Below are 13,953 nucleotides of genomic sequence, written 5' to 3'. Positions count from 1 at the left end.
ATTAATGGTTTTCACTGACTTTATGGGCCATGTAAACCATCGTTAACATCGTAAAGATAAACGCTTGGATTGCTCCAATGAACACACTGAAGCCTTGCCAAATGATTGTTGGTGCTAACGCTAATGCGCTGCTCCAGAAATTTGTTGCTAATGACCCTGCCAATAGGCTGAGCAAGATTTCACCCGCATAAATATTACCGAATAGACGCAAGCCCAATGTAAGGGTGTTCGCGAATTCCTCAATAATCTTTAAGGGAAATAAGAATGGCATTGGTGCTACAAAGTTTTTGCCGTAACCTTTCAGTCCGCGCATCTTGATGCCGTAGAAGTTGGTTAATACGACAATCATGACAGCGAGCGTTAGGGCGACAACTGGATCAGCTGTCGGTGATTTCCACCACAGATCTCCATTATAGGTTACTGAGAACGGCAAGCCGAGCATATTCGATACGAATATGTACATGATTAAGGTCGTCCCAAGAATTAGGAAACGCCCGCCTGTGTTCCAGTCCATGTTGCTGTTAATGATGTTTCTTACGAAGTCGATTACCCACTCCATGAAGTTCTGCATTCCGGTAGGCTTCACTGCCAATTTCCGGGTGGCCAGGACAGCAATGAGAAAGACAATGACACTCGCCACAGTAATCATCAGAACATTACCAAGGTTAAAGGTAAGACCAAAAAGTTCTGCTGTTGGTGCTCCATGATTCAATCTATATTCACCTCTTTTCCCCCCGCCAAGTGTTATGGATTAGTAAATCTATTATAACGACAAGATAACCTGCCATTAATCCCAATATCACAAAATAAATATTGAATAGTTCCGGAAACTCCATTGCAATGGCAACAGCCAGTACAGCGGCAGCCATCCTTGAGATGGTTCCGAGTGATTTCACGCCTCTTCCTTGAAGAATGGCTTCACCCAATTGATTGGTCTTTCTTGATAGCAGCCATATATTATAAATACCAATGACGCTGCCGAGGATTAACCCTAAACTTTCAGCCTTAAATGGCGTAAAACCCCAAAGGATACAATAAATAGAGAGAAGGGTAAGCGTATGCTTCAAATATCGTTTAAATACAAAGTGGATTTCTAGCATTTAGGATTCTCCATCAAAGTAGTTGTTGATTGTACGTACGGCAGCATAAATGCCGACCGAAAGCCCAACCAGGAGACAAAGGATTAAAAAAAGAGGTTCCATTTGATAACGATCATCAAGCCATCTACCGCCAAATATCCCTATCAGCACGGGGCCGGTCAATTGTGACAAGACGGCAGAATAGAGACCCATCGCGCGGAAAGCGGACTGATTTTTCTTCTGCTGCATCCTATCTCCCAAGGGCGTATGTATTAGGCAGATTGCACTGGACATTCGTATAAAACAGCCATACGGAGATGTCAATTTGAAAACCCTACCAATTATGCCCCATGTTAGAATACAATAGGGGAATATTATTGTCAATTGAGACGGGAACAAAACTCATTCCCTAAACTTGAAGAAAATTGAAAAGTAGTGGTTTCATTGACATACTTTCTATTGTACCTTATCCCCAATGTAAATAGGGACTTTGATTACCAATTCTTTGTCATCTTTTTTTAGTTTTGTCACAATTTCGTAAAAATTTGACGGATAATCCTTCGCTATCTTGATCTTTCGCTTGAAAAGTCCTTTCTTTACCCCTTTATATACTCCTATCTGATCCACAAACAGCAAGGAGTCATACTCGTACAAGGAATATTCCACTTCATCTGCGCCAAAGGGCAAATAGATGTTTACCTCAATCACCTTTGTATCTTTCGCATATTCCGCCTCGAGACCGCGGCCAATTGGATAATTCGGCTCCTTCATGGCGAATAGATAGGGAATCTGAATCTCTTCTCCATCCTCGTACATTTTTAAGTATCCATCTTTTAGGGCAACCTTATCCATCCAATCATTAAGTTCGAGGGTAATATCAGTAACTTTTTTCTCTCCAGGCCCAAGGGAGAACATGCGAGGCAGCCTCCAGGATATAAATCGCTCCTTCGGCGGGATTGAAAAGGCATACCGCTTCTTCCTTTTACTCTTATTATGAATAATGATCGTCTTCTTTACTGATGAGCCATTTTCCATCAAACCAAATGTGAGCGAGGATGGCGAAAGAAGCGTTTCTTCTTTGACGGCTTTCTGAGGGTTGACTCTTCCTGCTCCCTGCTCAAATGTATGATACTGTTTAAGCGGTGATGCCGTTGTCATTAAAGCAGACTTTATCTCCTGCGGTGTCCAATCTGGATGCGCCTCCTTCATCAATGCACAGACACCTGCCACAAATGGCGCAGCCATGCTCGTCCCCTGCAGGGCAAGATACTTCCCTCCCGGAACCGTACTGTCAATCTGGACACCAGGTGCAATCACATCCGGCTTAATGCCGAGATTATCGATGACCGGCCCGCGCGAGCTGAAGGAAGCAAGCTTTCTCTCCTCCATATGCTCTTTCATTTGAACAGCCACCGGCTTACCTGACTTTAGTACCTGAAGAATTCGTTCTCCATCCTTCTTTGTCATCGTCGCAACCGGAATCTCAGACGTCATTCCAATTGAAGCACTGAGCTCCCCTATTTCATTATTAAAAATAAGAACACCTGCGGCACGAGAACGAATCGCCCGCTTTACTTTTTCCTTAAACGTAATCTCCCCTCTTTGGACAAGTACAAGCTTGCCATCGAGTTGTTCCTTCGAAAGATTGGCTCCATTCCCTCCATTCACAATCCGCATGGAATGAGAGAACTCCCATGGCGCAGCCCCGGCAACCGGTGAGATCTTCATATCCTTGCCAGCTCCAAGACTGATGGTTTGCGTGCGCGCTGCCTCAGAACTGGCGCCAACACTAATGGCACGCCCGCTTGTGCCAGGCGATCCAATTGTCCACACACCTGGTCCGTCATTTCCGTTCGCCACGACAGCTGTCACACCTTTTTTCACCGCCTCATCCAAGGCAACGGATGTCGGCAGGTCTGGTCCATTGACCGTATCACCAAGTGAAAGATTGATAATATCCATCCCATCCTTCACGGCACGCTCAATGGCAGCAATGACTTGGTCAGTCGTCCCTCTCCCCCCGGGCCCTAAAGCACGGTATACATAAAGATCCGAATTCGGGGCCACTCCTTTCATGCGACCGTTGCCCGCAATGATGCCTGACACATGCGTCCCATGAATCGTTGCCCATTTCGGACTCCCCATTGTCTCCATCGGGTCGTCATCCTCGTCGACCACATCATACCCGCCCTTATAATTCTTCTTCAAATCTGGATGCGTATAATCCACACCTGTATCAATCACCCCTACCTTCACTCCTTTGCCCGTGAACTTCTGTGTGCCAAAGGACGGCTTTAGACGAGTAGATGATGCCGGAGCTTTCTGAATAGTGGTTTGAAGGCTTTCCGTCTTATGAATGGACCATACCTCCTCCTCTTGTTCAAGCTCACGGATCAATGCAGGCGGAACAACCGCAGAGAACCCACGAAAAACAGCAGAATATTGGCAGCGCGGTATTATGGACGGATACTTGCGGGTAAGCGACTGAATCGCCTCCTCTACCGGCAACTCTTCATTCACTTCAATAATAACCGGATTATCAGAGTCACTGCCGACAGCTGGTACAGCTATAGGAAAGACAAGGATTGTTGCAAAGAATCCAATGACCAGGAACCTGTAATTACTTCTATATTTCATATCCATCACATCCTTGCCTTTATGATGGTTTAACGAGTGATGGTTATACATGAAGGATGGGAAGATAAATGCGCGGGTGTTTTTTAGAAGGAGACTATGATAAAAATCACTTAGGGATGAGAGGAGAATTGGTTTTCTACATTTCATGGGATATGGGCGCAAATACTGGCTTATGGGCGCCACCCAGGTGGGTATGGGCGATAAAAACAGCTGATGGGCGCCAGCCCCAGATGGTATGGGCTGAAATATCGGAATTAGGACGAAAACGGTGGTTTATCAGGCAACAATGTTCTGAGAGCAGCCGCGAGAAACCCTACCGTCAAAATAAAAATAAAAACAAAAACCACCCCATAGGGTGGTTTTCCAAATTATTTTGTACCGAACAATCTGTCACCAGCGTCGCCAAGACCTGGTACGATGTAGCCATGGTCGTTGAGCTTTTCGTCAAGGGCTGCGATGAAGATGTCCACATCTGGGTGTGCTTCTTCAACAGCTTTTACGCCTTCTGGAGCTGCGACTAGGCACATGAATTTAATGTTTTTCGCACCGCGTTTTTTGATGGCACTGATGGCATCTACTGCTGAACCGCCTGTTGCAAGCATTGGGTCAACAACGATGAATTCTCTTTCTTCAACGTCTGCTGGGAGCTTAACATAGTATTCCACTGGCTTCAAAGTTTCTGGGTCTCTGTATAGACCAACATGTCCAACCTTTGCAGCTGGAATGATTTTAAGCATTCCGTCCACCATGCCGAGACCTGCGCGCAGGATTGGCACAAGAGCTACTTTTTTACCGGCGATAATTTTGGATGTTGCTTTGCTGACAGGAGTTTCAATTTCTACTTCTTCAAGCGGGAGATCACGCGTGATTTCAAAGGCCATAAGTGTTGCAACCTCATCAACCAACTCTCTGAATTCTTTAGTACCCGTATTCTTGTCACGTATGTACGTAAGCTTGTGTTGAATTAATGGATGGTCAAAAACGTATACTTTTCCCATTCTGATCTCTCCTTACTGGTTTAATCCTATATTTAAGCACTCGCTTCATTTTACAGAAAAACACTTATTTCTTCAATCGTGAATTTCTTCTTGTTCATCCTGCTAATTTTCCCCTTGTAGTATATCCCATTTCCTCTAGAAAAAAGCCGCAAGTTGTCCATAACCTGCGGCGATTTTCTTATAAAGAAGGATACAATTCGTATTTACCAGATAAAGCAGCTACACGTTCTGCCGCTTCCTTCAATTTCGCTTCGTCTTCTGGATGCTTGAGCGCGAGGCCAATAATGGCGCCGATCTCATCCATATCCTCGAGTCCAAAGCCGCGGCTTGTCACTGCAGCGGTACCAATACGGATTCCGCTAGTAACAAACGGGCTTTCTGGATCAAATGGGATCGTGTTCTTGTTGACAGTGATGCCGATGTCATCAAGGACTTTCTCAGCTGTTTTCCCTGTCAGTCCTGCTGAACGTACGTCGATTAAAAGTAAGTGGTTATCTGTGCCGCCTGATACGAGTGTCAGGCCTTCTTTTTCCAAGCTTTCACCTAGGCGTTTTGCATTATCAATGATTTTCTTCGCATAGTCCTTAAAGCTTTCTTGAAGCGTTTCACCAAAAGCTACAGCCTTTGCGGCGATCACATGCATAAGCGGTCCGCCTTGGATGCCTGGAAAGATGGATTTATCAATTTTCTTCGCGAACTCCTCACGGCAGAGAATCATGCCTCCGCGCGGTCCGCGCAACGTTTTGTGAGTCGTTGTAGTAACAAAGTCTGCATATGGAACCGGGCTTGGGTGAAGACCAGCAGCCACAAGGCCGGCGATATGTGCCATGTCTACCATTAAGTAAGCGCCGACTTCATCCGCAATCTCACGGAATTTCTTGAAGTCAATCTCACGCGGGTACGCACTTGCGCCTGCGACAATCAATTTTGGCTTTGATTCGAGCGCCTTTTGGCGAACATCTTCATAATTGATGAGATGAGTCTTTTCATCCACACCATACTCTACGAAGTTATAAAGAACACCGCTGAAGTTGACCGGGCTGCCATGCGTTAAGTGCCCGCCATGTGATAGGTTCATACCAAGAACGGTATCTCCCGGATTCAAGATGGTGAAATATACGGCCATATTTGCTTGAGCACCAGAGTGAGGCTGGACATTCGCATGCTCTGCCCCAAAGATTTGCTTCGCGCGGTCGCGAGCCAAATCCTCGACAATATCTACATATTCACAGCCGCCATAATAGCGTTTTGCTGGATATCCTTCTGCATATTTATTTGTCAGTACGGAGCCTTGTGCTTCCATAACAGCTTCACTGACAAAGTTCTCAGAAGCGATTAGTTCGATTTTTCCCCTTTGTCTTCCTAGTTCTTGTTGGATTGCCTTAAATACTTGTGCATCCTGCTCTTGCAAATAGCTCATCTCTTTGCATCCTCCCTTTATCAAAAGCACACTTACTTTTAAGAATTCCTACTAATTTTAGCATGAAAAGAAAGTATCGTCATTTTTTCCTAAATACGCTCATAGCACGCGCGGGCGCCCCCAATCAGCTTCGGTCTCGTCATCGCGCTTGTGACATGTGCCTTGCCGATTACCTTCACGGATGTGCGGACTGGAACAGCGACATGCTTCAAATGCATGCCAATCATCGTGTCGCCAATATCAATCCCGGCATCCGCTTTCATATTCTCGACCACAACTGGATCTGCGAAATGATTGAAGGCATAGGTCGCCATCGCTCCCCCCGCATGGCGAACGGGAACGACGGTCACCTCCTCAAGTGAGTAGCGAATGGCTGTCTCCCGTTCGACGACAAGCGCGCGATTGATATGCTCACACCCTTGAAAAGCAACGCGAACCTTCGTGCGTTCTGCGAATTCGGCTATAGCCTGATAAATCGCTCCCGCCGCATCAAGTGTCCCAGATGTGCCAATACGCTCGCCCATCACTTCACTTGTGCTGCAGCCAATTACGAGTAGACGATTCTCGTTTAAAGGGAATACACTGTGTAATTCTTCTAGAAGACGAGCTGTTTCTGATTGAATCTCTTCAAGATGCCTTTCACCCATTCTGCATTCCCCCGCTCTTTATTGTTCCAGATTGGCAATTTTATTGATGCGGTTTTCGTGGCGGCCGCCCTCAAATTCAGTTGTCAGCCATACTTTTGCAATCATGCGTGCAAGACCTGGTCCGATAACACGCTCACCCATTGTGAGTACATTGCTGTTATTATGAGCTCTTGTTGCTTCTGCACTGAATACATCATGCACAAGAGCCGCACGAATACCCTTCACTTTATTTGCTGCAATGCTCATGCCAATGCCTGTCCCGCAAATAAGGATACCGCGGTCAAATTCACCAGCAGCTACCTTTTCAGCAACGGGCTGTGCATAATCCGGATAATCAACAGATGTGTTGCAATCACAGCCAAAGTCCTCAAATTCTATACCCATTTCCTTTAATAGGTCAGCAATTTCATTCTTAATATTTAAACCACCGTGATCTGATGCAAGCGCTACTTTCATTTCTGCAAAACTCCCTTCAGCCTCTATAAGTTTGGTCACACTTTATAGTAGTACTAGTTCTTTATTTTTTCCACTAGCTCATTAATTAGTTGCTTTAATTCCATAAAGGTGCGCTCGTACATTTGCTTGCTGCCGCCGAACGGATCAGATACATCACGGTCAGACAAATCCCCACGAACAAATTCCTTCAGTGTAAAGGTGCGCTCAATCACCTGCGGGTAACGGGAAGCAATCAGCTGCTTATGTCCTTCTGTCATGGTGAAAATGTAATCGGCCCACTCCACATCATCATTGCTCAATGTACTCGCTGCATGGTCATGCCTGATTTCATGATCATCAAGAACAAGCCTCGCATTAACGGAGGCCGCATCTCCCGGATACGCATACACCCCGGCAGACCTTACCTCGACTCCTTCTAATTGATGACTTCTCAGGATTGCCTCTGCCATCGGGCTGCGGCATGTGTTCCCTGTACAAACAAATAAGATATTTTTCAAGGCGTTTTCCCTCCTGCCCCCTATTATAGATGATTTCTGCCTGATAAAAAAAGGAGGGGATTGATGTGGAATGAGGAATTCGTTTTTCCCTTTTGTTGACCTCCCCTAAATTGATGTATGTTCGCTTTTAATAGTTGAAACCTCTTCTATTACACCTTTTTGATTCACAAGCGGATTCTGCAGGAGCTGGGCATTACAACCTGATTATCACAATGAGTCGCCGATTTCGCCCATACCTTGATATTTTCGCCCTAACCCCATTCTTTTCGCCCATAATATTATGCGTTCGCCCTTAAAGTAAGAAATCCTGAAAATCACATGAGAAAATCACCTCTGAGCAATGCCCAAGAGGTCAAAATAGACAAGCTGATGTTATTTTCAAAAGAAATGAACGCCTTTTTCGGCGAAAATTATTCATAAAAGCTATCCAAACAGACCCAGACTGCCCCCCACATCAAAAAAAGCAGACAGAAAACCATCCGCGGTTTTCCATCTGCTTCGTTTTGCTCGCTTCATTTCTACTATTATAATAACTGCATCAATATTTTCATGCCAAAGGCGAAGAGAATGCTTCCTCCGATTACGAAGCTGTATTTCCCCATGAAGGAGTGTACTTTCCTCCCGAGGAGCAAGCCGGCGATGGTGAGGATACAGGCAACCACTCCGAAGCAGAGGATCGCCATAAAGGCTTGGGCGCCAATCATGCCAAGAGATAGACCGACTGAAAAGCTGTCGAGGCTGACACTTGCCGCAAATAGAATCAACCCAAACCCAACCGGCGCGATGACGGCCTCCTCCTTCCCCCGCACGCCCGAGAGAAACATTTGCAGACCCAAAAACAAGAGAAGGGCCGCTCCGACAAAGGAGGCAAATGTCCCAAATTGACCAGAGAGAAATGCGCCTGATAGGATTCCTAAATAGGGCATCCACACATGGAAGAGCCCGACTGTCGTGCCGATGGCAGCGACGGATTTTAAGCGGAGCTTGAAGGAACCCATTCCAAGACCAATGGAGAACGCATCCATACCGAGCGCAAAGGCCATGATAAGCATCGTAAAAAGCTCTGATACATGTTGATGATCCATAAGAAAAACCTCCCGGGACTAGCCTGCTTCAAAAGCATATGCCTGTCCGTGGAGGTTTAGAACTTAATCCTCTTTAATGATTCTTCCGCTCGCCGCCTTAAGCAGCCGATTCATGATGGCCTCGCCGATTCCTTCATGCGGGTAAGCCTCGCCGAAAATGACGTCAGGCCCTTCATGGTCAAACTCTCGCAGGACACCGTACATATTCTCTGCGATCGTTCGCAGGTCCTTGAGCGTACCTCCCTCGAGAATGATATCCGCTTCATACAAATGCTTATGCTCCGAAACCGTGTAAATGCCTACACGAAGTCCCTCTGCCCGTTTCTCATCCACTAAGGATTGAAGGAAGGACGGGCTTCCGTCTACGAGAGTTAGCGGTGCCTGCGGGGCATAATGCTTGTACTTCATGCCAGGTGCTTTCGGCGCTTCCTTCTCCTTCAGCAAACCTTTATCAACCTCGACATGGCCGATGATCTCCTGCAATTGCTCAATCGTTACACCGCCTGGGCGAAGAATGAGCGGTACGTCTCCTGTAATATCCAAAACGGTCGATTCCAAACCGACGCCTGTCGCTCCGCCGTCAACAATGCCGGCAATCCGTCCGTTCAGATCCTCATACACATGCTGAGCAGTTGTTGGACTTGGTTTTCCGGATAGGTTAGCGCTCGGTGCCGCAACAGGGCAGCCTGATTCTCGAATGAGCTGAAGGGCAAGCGGATGGTCCGGCATACGAATGGCCACCGATGCAAGGCCAGCTGTAACGGTATCAGGGAATACCCCTTCCTTCTTTTTGAAAATCAAGGTAAGCGGTCCAGGCCAGAACCTTGATATCAATGTATGTGCTACATCCGGAATTTCCTCAACTAAACCGTTCAATTGTTCCTTATGCCCAATGTGGACAATCAGTGGATTATCGCTTGGTCTTCCCTTCGCCTGATAGATATTCGCAACCGCTTGGCCATTGAGAGCATTTGCTCCCAGCCCATACACGGTCTCCGTTGGGAAGGCAATAAGCTCCCCATCACGTAAGAGGGAAGAAGCATCCACAATCTGTGGATAAATTTTGTTGTTATCCACAATGTTATCCACTTTCCAAATTTTCGTTCTCATCAATCACACCTACTGTCTATTCCAATTACAAAGCTGAAAAGCCTTATAATATCACGTTTTTTCCCTATCAGTTACCATTTATCTTTCCACAGATAAAGGACTTCCTACAGAAGATTCAACCTTATCCACAGAATGTGAATAAGTCTGACTATTTCCGTGGATAAATCCTTCCTATAAATGGCGGCTCATAAAGTATACATCCTTTATTGTACACACCTTTTCCACAACAGGCGAATCTTTCACTTTGCCCGGAAGCTGCTCACATTGGCAAGGCATAAATTGCAGTGCCTCGAAAAAGGCTCTCGCCTGTTGCTTATTCGAAACAAGGAATACCTGTTCCACACCATGCTCGCGGGCGATGGCAAGCATGGCTTCAAATAAGGCTGGTACCTGCGCATGGGCCTCAGGCAGGAAAAGGAAGGAACGGAGCAGTCCGTATTCACCACAAGACTCCAGTCCGATTATCCCTTTAATAAGGTGGTCTTCATCCTTCAAGAGAATGAACTTCCCACTCTCCACCTCTTCTTCAGCTACTTCCATTCCTGCCTGTTCCATAAATCGTACTGCCAGCTCAATGTCCTGATTCTTTGCGATGGCCATATAATACATCCCTATTTCAGTCCCCTCTCTATCATTTCTACTTCCATACATATGAATTGATAGAGTGAATAGAACTAAAACAGAGAATCAAATATCTCCTTCAGAAAAAACTTCACCTCAACCTGTTCCTCATCCCGGTCCTCATAGACAACCTTCGTTTCCTCAGCTGACTCCTCTTCATCAATCGATTGATTAATGACTTCAGCCTGTGCGGCTTCTGGCTTTTCACTCTCCTGTTCAATCGATTGATTAACTGTCTTCTCCTTTGAAACCTCTTCATCAATCGGTTGTTTAGCAGCCTCCTCCTCGGTCGTTTGCGCCTTCACGGCTGTGCCGCTATTGAAGTCTAGGAAACAAAGCGGCGGGAACAGCACGCACCACCAGTTCTCCCCTTCTCCCTCTCCAAGCGTGATCTTGATTGCCTCATATTCACCTGCAGGATATAAGTATTGGCCGTATAGCTTCGTTGGGAAAACCGTTTTCCCGAACTCGACATCTACCTTTTGCACATTGCCCTCGCGCTCCATCACTTCCATTGCAATCACCTCAATCTCGTCCAAACGAGAGGAAATGATTTTACGTGCTTCCTCAATACTTGTCAGTTCAGCCACCCAGATATTGATTTCTGCATTTACTTCATCTCTGATCTTCCGCTTCAATTCCTGGTCTGATTCATGATTGCTGTTTGCCAGGATTCGAAGCCGAATCGCCTCAGATGGAATGACTTGAACTTCTGCATTCGTCTCCGTTGATTTAGGTGTCATTAGACCAGCCATTGTCGCCATAGATAACAATAGAATATATAGTAAGGGTAAATACGTTCTCCCTCTCATCATCATAAGCACCGCCCTTTCACTTACAAACAGTGTGGACAGCATTGCTCTATCTTAAACTATCATTATCTAATTTTTATTGTGTGTGACAATTTTTTCCTTTATGATTTGAGGAGAAAGGAGGATGTAGAGGATGGAAGATTTCATTTATGAAGAGGAGCCAGGCTTTTTTGATACCTTTGGTTTATTCGATTCAGGCTTGCCTATTATCTTTGTCATCTTTTTTATCATTATTATTGGCATCTTTGCTTTTGCCATCATCTCCGGAATCATTCAATGGAATCGAAACAATGCCCAAGCAAAGCTGTCGGTTGTCGCTAAAGTTGCCACGAAGCGGACCAATACACGCTCTGAAAGCACCTGGTATTATGCCACCTTTGAGGTGGAAAGCGGGGATCGAATGGAGTTTAGCTTAAGCGGGAGAGAGTTTGGCCAGCTTGCTGAAGGAGATGTCGGTACTCTTCAGTTTCAGGGCACCCGCTATTTAGGATTTGAGAGGATTGCCTAAGGCACCCTCTCTATTCCTTTATCTCGGCAAATACCATCCGATCCTTACCATTAATATCAAACACAATGTCTACCTCAGCTTCAGGTATCTCTTTCTGGATTAAGGCTGCTACACTCTCAGCCTGCCCAGCGCCGACCTCGAATCCGACTAACGCCGGCCGATTGAGTACTTGCGGCATCTTTGCAGCAAGCTCGCGGTAGCAATCAAGCCCGTCCTCTCCTGCAAACAGTGCCATGGACGGCTCGTGATGGGTTACAACTTCAGACATCCACTCACGGTCGCTCTCCGGGATATACGGAGGATTCGATAGGAGAATATCGACCTTTCGCCTCTCCTCTATGAGCGGATCAAGAAGATTGCCCTGTTTGAATGTAATCTCTGCCTCATGCTCGGCTGCATTCTTCCTCGCCACCTCAAGAGCCTTGTCCGATAAATCCACCGCCAAGACAGACAGACCTGGAAGCTCACACCCCATTGTAACGGCAATGATGCCGCTCCCAGTACCGATATCAGCGAGCGTTAATGCTTGCTCCCTGCCAAATAATCGCTTCATTTTTTCTATTGTATAGTAGATAAGCTCTTCTGTTTCCGGGCGCGGAATGAGACAATCGCCATTCACCGCAAAGGTCCGTCCGTAGAATTCCTCTGACCCAATGATGTGCTGAATGGGAACAGCCTCTACTCCATGCTTATGCACAGAATCCTTGAATTTCGCAGCGATATCTGACGGCAGCTCATCCTGCATCGATGCCAGCATTTGGGCACGTGTTTTCCCAAGCTGCGCCATCAAGAGCCATTCGCCGGCGTTTTCGTCCCTTCCTTTTTCCCGTAAAAAAGAAGAAGCCCATTTAAGAGCTTCATAAATCTTCATCATTCTTGCTCCGCATTCTCAAGACGGCTTGCTTGGTCAGCCATAATGAGGGCATCAATGACTTCATCCAGCTTACCTTCCATGATCTGGTCAAGCTTTTGAATCGTAAGACCAATGCGGTGATCAGTCACACGGTTTTGCGGGAAGTTGTAGGTACGGATCCGCTCAGAACGGTCACCTGTTCCAACAGCACTCTTACGGGTTTTATCATATTCTGCCTGTGCCTCTTGCTGGAACTTATCATAAATACGCGCACGAAGGACCTTCATCGCTTTTTCCTTATTCTTGATCTGGGATTTCTCATCCTGGCAGGATACAACGATTCCAGTTGGCATATGTGTCAAACGCACGGCTGACATTGTCGTGTTAACACTTTGTCCGCCAGGGCCGCTTGATGCGAATGTATCTACACGAATATCTTTGTCATGAACCTCAACTTCAACCTCTTCCGCTTCCGGGAGGCAGGCTACTGTCGCTGTAGATGTATGAATCCGGCCGCCTGATTCAGTCTCAGGAACACGTTGTACACGGTGGGCACCATTCTCGAATTTCATCTTAGAGTAGGCACCATTTCCGTTGATCATGAAGATGATTTCTTTATAGCCGCCAAGTCCGGTTGGATTGGAATCCATGACATCAATCTTCCACCCTTGTGCTTCTGCATAACGGCTGTACATGCGATAAAGACTGCCCGCGAACAAGGCCGCTTCATCCCCGCCAGCTGCACCGCGGATTTCCATGATAACGTTCTTGTCATCATTCGGGTCCTTCGGAATGAGGAGGATACGAAGCTTCTCTTCAAGCTCTGTCATCTGGCTGCTAAGCTCGTCCACTTCCTCCTTCACCATTTCACGCATGTCTGCATCCAGCTTCTCCTCAAGCATCGCTTTTGCATCTTGATACTGAGAGCGGACCTCTTTATATTCTCTATAAGCAAAAACGGTGTCCTGAATATCAGATTGCTCTTTAGAATATTCGCGGAGCTTATTTGTATCATTAACGATATCAGGGTCACTTAATAATTCATTTAATCTTTCATATCGGTCTTCAACCGCTTGTAATCGATCGATCAATTCATTCACCTCATTAACAGGTTTAGCTATCTCGGCGCTTATACCGCCATCTAATTCAATTATCTATTGTACCATACAACCCAGCAAATAAGAAAACTCACATCCGCAGACTATACAGTGAAACTTCCATCAGTTGGGT

Annotated in this window: 16 protein-coding genes; 1 reads left to right on the top strand and 15 read right to left on the bottom strand. The window is 46.2% G+C overall.

Going from position 1 to position 13,953, the window contains the following annotated elements; genetic code table 11:
• Window position 1 precedes the first annotated feature (1 nt).
• The 13 genes from atpB to spoIIR form a co-directional block, all read right to left on the bottom strand.
• Window positions 2-712, bottom strand: coding sequence for a F0F1 ATP synthase subunit A (gene atpB / locus AC622_RS00660; RefSeq protein WP_049669314.1), 711 nt, complete (start codon window positions 710-712; stop codon window positions 2-4).
• Window positions 713-719: 7 nt separating this feature from the next.
• Window positions 720-1,100 (bottom strand): ATP synthase subunit I, encoded by a 381-nt coding sequence (locus tag AC622_RS00655; RefSeq protein ID WP_049669313.1) that lies wholly within the window; start codon window positions 1,098-1,100, stop codon window positions 720-722.
• Entirely contained in the window at window positions 1,101-1,328 is a 228-nt protein-coding gene (locus AC622_RS00650; protein ID WP_049669312.1) for an AtpZ/AtpI family protein, read from the bottom strand.
• 207 nt (window positions 1,329-1,535) lie between these two features.
• Complete coding sequence (locus AC622_RS00645; protein WP_197089883.1) at window positions 1,536-3,716, bottom strand: S8 family serine peptidase; 2,181 nt, start codon at window positions 3,714-3,716, stop codon at window positions 1,536-1,538.
• A 368-nt stretch (window positions 3,717-4,084) separates the two neighbouring features.
• On the bottom strand, window positions 4,085-4,714 hold the full coding sequence (upp, locus tag AC622_RS00640; RefSeq protein ID WP_049669310.1) for a uracil phosphoribosyltransferase: 630 nt from the start codon (window positions 4,712-4,714) through the stop codon (window positions 4,085-4,087).
• 178 nt (window positions 4,715-4,892) lie between these two features.
• On the bottom strand, window positions 4,893-6,134 hold the full coding sequence (glyA, locus tag AC622_RS00635) for a serine hydroxymethyltransferase (protein WP_049669309.1): 1,242 nt from the start codon (window positions 6,132-6,134) through the stop codon (window positions 4,893-4,895).
• 89 nt (window positions 6,135-6,223) lie between these two features.
• Window positions 6,224-6,781, bottom strand: coding sequence for a TIGR01440 family protein (locus tag AC622_RS00630; RefSeq protein ID WP_049669308.1), 558 nt, complete (start codon window positions 6,779-6,781; stop codon window positions 6,224-6,226).
• A gap of 18 nt (window positions 6,782-6,799) precedes the next feature.
• The gene (gene rpiB, locus AC622_RS00625) at window positions 6,800-7,237 is read right to left on the bottom strand and encodes a ribose 5-phosphate isomerase B (RefSeq protein WP_049669307.1); all 438 of its coding nucleotides are present in this window, start codon (window positions 7,235-7,237) and stop codon (window positions 6,800-6,802) included.
• A 53-nt stretch (window positions 7,238-7,290) separates the two neighbouring features.
• Complete coding sequence (locus AC622_RS00620) at window positions 7,291-7,734, bottom strand: low molecular weight protein arginine phosphatase (protein ID WP_082196969.1); 444 nt, start codon at window positions 7,732-7,734, stop codon at window positions 7,291-7,293.
• A 524-nt stretch (window positions 7,735-8,258) separates the two neighbouring features.
• Window positions 8,259-8,819 carry a manganese efflux pump MntP gene (locus AC622_RS00615; protein WP_049669306.1) on the bottom strand — a complete coding sequence of 187 codons (561 nt, stop codon included), beginning with the start codon at window positions 8,817-8,819 and terminating at the stop codon, window positions 8,259-8,261.
• Between the two features lie 63 nt (window positions 8,820-8,882).
• Entirely contained in the window at window positions 8,883-9,929 is a 1,047-nt protein-coding gene (locus AC622_RS00610; RefSeq protein ID WP_049669305.1) for an L-threonylcarbamoyladenylate synthase, read from the bottom strand.
• Window positions 9,930-10,100: 171 nt separating this feature from the next.
• Window positions 10,101-10,529, bottom strand: a complete 429-nt coding sequence (locus tag AC622_RS00605; RefSeq protein WP_197089882.1) for a GNAT family N-acetyltransferase — start codon at window positions 10,527-10,529, stop codon at window positions 10,101-10,103.
• 74 nt (window positions 10,530-10,603) lie between these two features.
• Window positions 10,604-11,368: a stage II sporulation protein R gene (gene spoIIR, locus AC622_RS00600; RefSeq protein WP_049669303.1), complete on the bottom strand. Its 765-nt coding sequence runs from the start codon at window positions 11,366-11,368 to the stop codon at window positions 10,604-10,606.
• A 127-nt stretch (window positions 11,369-11,495) separates the two neighbouring features.
• Here spoIIR and AC622_RS00595 point away from each other — a divergent pair, with 127 nt between their 5' ends.
• The gene (locus AC622_RS00595) at window positions 11,496-11,870 is read left to right on the top strand and encodes a DUF2500 domain-containing protein (protein ID WP_049669302.1); all 375 of its coding nucleotides are present in this window, start codon (window positions 11,496-11,498) and stop codon (window positions 11,868-11,870) included.
• Window positions 11,871-11,880: 10 nt separating this feature from the next.
• Here the strand turns inward: AC622_RS00595 and prmC are convergent, their stop codons facing one another.
• Together prmC and prfA are read right to left on the bottom strand one after the other, a co-directional pair.
• Window positions 11,881-12,744 (bottom strand): peptide chain release factor N(5)-glutamine methyltransferase, encoded by an 864-nt coding sequence (prmC, locus tag AC622_RS00590; protein ID WP_331456692.1) that lies wholly within the window; start codon window positions 12,742-12,744, stop codon window positions 11,881-11,883.
• On the bottom strand, window positions 12,741-13,814 hold the full coding sequence (gene prfA, locus AC622_RS00585) for a peptide chain release factor 1 (RefSeq protein WP_049669300.1): 1,074 nt from the start codon (window positions 13,812-13,814) through the stop codon (window positions 12,741-12,743). The genes prmC and prfA overlap by 4 nt, the downstream gene beginning before the upstream one ends.
• Window positions 13,815-13,953 lie beyond the last annotated feature (139 nt).

This window comes from Bacillus sp. FJAT-27916 (assembly GCF_001183965.1).
GTDB lineage: Bacteria > Bacillota > Bacilli > Bacillales > Pradoshiaceae > Pradoshia.
This window is presented reverse-complemented; position numbering and strand designations above follow the sequence as displayed.

Excerpts from the sequence above, each read along its gene's own strand:
- AC622_RS00655 (WP_049669313.1), bottom strand. The coding sequence starts at position 1,100 with ATGCTAGAAATCCACTTTGTATTTAAACGATATTTGAAGCATACGCTT.
- AC622_RS00650 (WP_049669312.1), bottom strand. The coding sequence starts at position 1,328 with ATGCAGCAGAAGAAAAATCAGTCCGCTTTCCGCGCGATGGGTCTCTAT.
- AC622_RS00645 (WP_197089883.1), bottom strand. The coding sequence starts at position 3,716 with ATGAAATATAGAAGTAATTACAGGTTCCTGGTCATTGGATTCTTTGCA.
- upp (WP_049669310.1), bottom strand. The coding sequence starts at position 4,714 with ATGGGAAAAGTATACGTTTTTGACCATCCATTAATTCAACACAAGCTT.
- glyA (WP_049669309.1), bottom strand. The coding sequence starts at position 6,134 with ATGAGCTATTTGCAAGAGCAGGATGCACAAGTATTTAAGGCAATCCAA.
- AC622_RS00630 (WP_049669308.1), bottom strand. The coding sequence starts at position 6,781 with ATGGGTGAAAGGCATCTTGAAGAGATTCAATCAGAAACAGCTCGTCTT.
- rpiB (WP_049669307.1), bottom strand. The coding sequence starts at position 7,237 with ATGAAAGTAGCGCTTGCATCAGATCACGGTGGTTTAAATATTAAGAAT.
- AC622_RS00615 (WP_049669306.1), bottom strand. The coding sequence starts at position 8,819 with ATGGATCATCAACATGTATCAGAGCTTTTTACGATGCTTATCATGGCC.
- AC622_RS00610 (WP_049669305.1), bottom strand. The coding sequence starts at position 9,929 with ATGAGAACGAAAATTTGGAAAGTGGATAACATTGTGGATAACAACAAA.
- AC622_RS00605 (WP_197089882.1), bottom strand. The coding sequence starts at position 10,529 with ATGGCCATCGCAAAGAATCAGGACATTGAGCTGGCAGTACGATTTATG.
- spoIIR (WP_049669303.1), bottom strand. The coding sequence starts at position 11,368 with ATGATGATGAGAGGGAGAACGTATTTACCCTTACTATATATTCTATTG.
- AC622_RS00595 (WP_049669302.1), top strand. The coding sequence starts at position 11,496 with ATGGAAGATTTCATTTATGAAGAGGAGCCAGGCTTTTTTGATACCTTT.
- prmC (WP_331456692.1), bottom strand. The coding sequence starts at position 12,744 with ATGATGAAGATTTATGAAGCTCTTAAATGGGCTTCTTCTTTTTTACGG.